Consider the following 2,696-nt stretch of genomic DNA (forward strand, 5'->3'; position numbering starts at 1 on the left):
AAATTCCATCTTAAACTTATACTGGAATCCCTTGATTTCTTTACCATCTTTCGTATAGGAAAATTCCTGTACACTCTCTGGAATCAGGTACGCATCATAGCTACCCTTCTTGCCTTTTAATCCTTTTACAAGTATCTTTTTCCCTTGAAGCAGGCTCTTGACCTGTGTATCGGAAAGTGTTACCCCAAGTGCCTTGCCGACATTCATACCGCACTTCCCGGTACAGTACGCTCCGAATTTTCCCCTGACTACATCAGCACCGCACTTCGGGCATTTGCCTAGCACTTCCTGTCCACCCTTGCCTGTGCCAAACATGGCTTTATGTTCATCACTAACGCTGTGATAGGTCTTTACAAGATCAGTTACCATTGCTTCAATACCAGACATAAACTGTTCCGCAGCAACTTCTCCTTTGGATACAAGAGTAAGCTCATTCTCCCAGTCAGCGGTCAGTTTCGGAGATTTTACTACATCTGGAAGTATCGTGATCAGCTTCATTCCATCCTCTGTCGGAATCATCTGCTTTTTCTCACGCTTTACGAATCCGTCTTTTACCAGTTTTTCAATAATGTCAGCTCTGGTGGCAGGTGTGCCAAGTCCTTTTCTCTCCACTTCATCGCCCATATCCTCTGCTCCGGCTCGCTCCATGGCGGACAGCAGGCTGTCCTCAGTGTAATGTTTTGGCGGCTGTGTGAAATGCTTGGAAACCTTTGTCTGCTCCACTGCAATCATCATGCCCTCACGAAGCTCCGGCAGCTTCTTTTCTTCCTCTGCATCCGATTTATCCTCTGCGGTTTTATAGGAATTTTTGAAGAAATCCTCAAATTCCTTCCATCCATTTTTCCACACTTCCTTGCCGGATACCTTAAATACAGTATTGTTGCAGGTAATCACTGCCTTTGTGGAATTATAAATGTGCTTCTCCCCGGTCGCACACAGCAGACGGTTTGCACAAAGGGAAAGTATCTTCATTTCGCTCTCCGGGATTGCCTTTAAGTCCTGCTTGATGATCTCCATGGTAGGAATGATTGCGTGGTGGTCCGTCACTTTCTTGCTGTTCAAAATCCGCTTAATATCTGGATTGAACATGATATTCTGCTCAAATAACAGAGAATTGAAAATCGCTTCGATCACATTTTTTGCAGTACCTTCCATGTCATCGGAAAGATACTGGCTGTCTGTTCTTGGATAAGTCACCAACTTTTTCTCATAAAGGCTCTGCGTATATTCCAATGTCTGCTTGGCAGTAAAACCAAACAGACGGTTTGCATCCCTCTGGAGTGTTGTAAGGTCATAGAGCTTCGGCGGTGCTACCCACTTTTCTTCCTTTACCACGGAAGTGACAAGAGCCTGTCCGTTTTCACAGGCTCCTGCAATCCTCTCTGCTTCCGTTTTATCACTGATATGCTCTGATACCGCATCCAGACCATTTCCCATGATGTGAGCCATATAATAGGCTTCTTTCTTGAAATTCATGATTTTACTTTCACGATCCACCAGCATGGCAAGTGTCGGTGTCTGCACTCTGCCAACCTTCAATGCCTTACCGCCATATAATACCGTAAAAAGTCTTGTCCCATTGATACCCACAAGCCAGTCTGCTTCCTGCCTGCATAATGCTGAATGATACAAGTTATCATAGTCGCTGCCTGGGCGAAGATTATGGAAGCCGTCACGGATAGCACTTTCCTCCATGGAAGAAATCCATAACCGCTTCATCGGTTTTCTGCACCCTGCCATGTTGTAGGTCAGGCGAAAGATCAGCTCACCCTCCCTTCCGGCATCGGTTGCACACACAACAGCATCTACCCTGTCATCATGCATGAGCTTTTTCAAAATCTGATACTGTGCTTTTGTATCACTTTTCACTTCATGCTGCCATTCCTGCGGAATGATCGGAAGGCTCTCATAGCTCCATTTCTTCCATGCTTCCTCATAGCTTTCCGGCTGTGCCAGTTCTACCAGATGTCCCACACACCATGATACCAGATAGTCATTGCCTTCCAAATATCCGTCCTTACGCTGTGTGGCACCAAGAACTGCCGCAATGCTCTGTGCCACACTCGGCTTCTCTGCAATTACAAGCTCCATCTCTATTCCTCCCCATTTTCTTCATCATTCTCGTTGTTGTTATCTTCATTGTCATTCTCGTCTGTGTCTACTGATTCTGTATCATCACCACCATTTATGAATGCTTCGTCGGAATCCTGCTCGGTTTCTTCCTCGTCATCATAATCGTAGTCCTCGTCAAGCTCGTCCTCATCTTCATCCTCATCAATGAAGTTTTCCTTTTTCTTCTTGGATTTCACAACACATACCACTCCGATCACAGCTACCGCAGCAATGCCCATTAAAATATATGTAAAGCCGGAACCATCTGCTTTTGCGGTATCCTCTTTCGGCTCACTTGTATCTTCCGTGCTATCTTCGGTGCTGTCCTCAACACTTTCTGCTCCCTGTGTTTTATCTCCTGTGGTATCAGCATTATTGTCTGATAATGCGCTGTCTTTGGTAGGGATTGCAGATTCCAATGCCGCTGAATTTTTCGGAAGTGTCTCGCTGTTATCCGTTGTGGTATTCAGCAGGTCGTTTTCACTGACTTCTGTAAGGAAATACACCTTTTCATCTTCCCCATCACGATCAATCACAAGATAAAATACCTTTTCTGATGCAGTCTGGATTGTGTAAAATTCCTT

At 45.2% G+C, this 2,696-nt stretch carries 2 protein-coding genes; both read right to left on the reverse strand.

The window, feature by feature from the left end; genetic code table 11:
• Window positions 1–2,091, reverse strand: a 2,091-nt coding sequence (locus tag H8S17_RS15830; RefSeq protein WP_186867873.1) for a DNA topoisomerase 3, incomplete at its 3' end; no start/stop codon positions are given.
• 2 nt (window positions 2,092–2,093) lie between these two features.
• A partial coding sequence (locus tag H8S17_RS15835; protein ID WP_186867874.1) for a CD1107 family mobile element protein occupies window positions 2,094–2,696 on the reverse strand: 603 nt, incomplete at its 5' end.

Origin of the sequence: Roseburia zhanii (assembly GCF_014287635.1) — a bacterium.
GTDB classification, from domain to species: Bacteria; Bacillota; Clostridia; order Lachnospirales; family Lachnospiraceae; genus Roseburia_B; species Roseburia_B zhanii.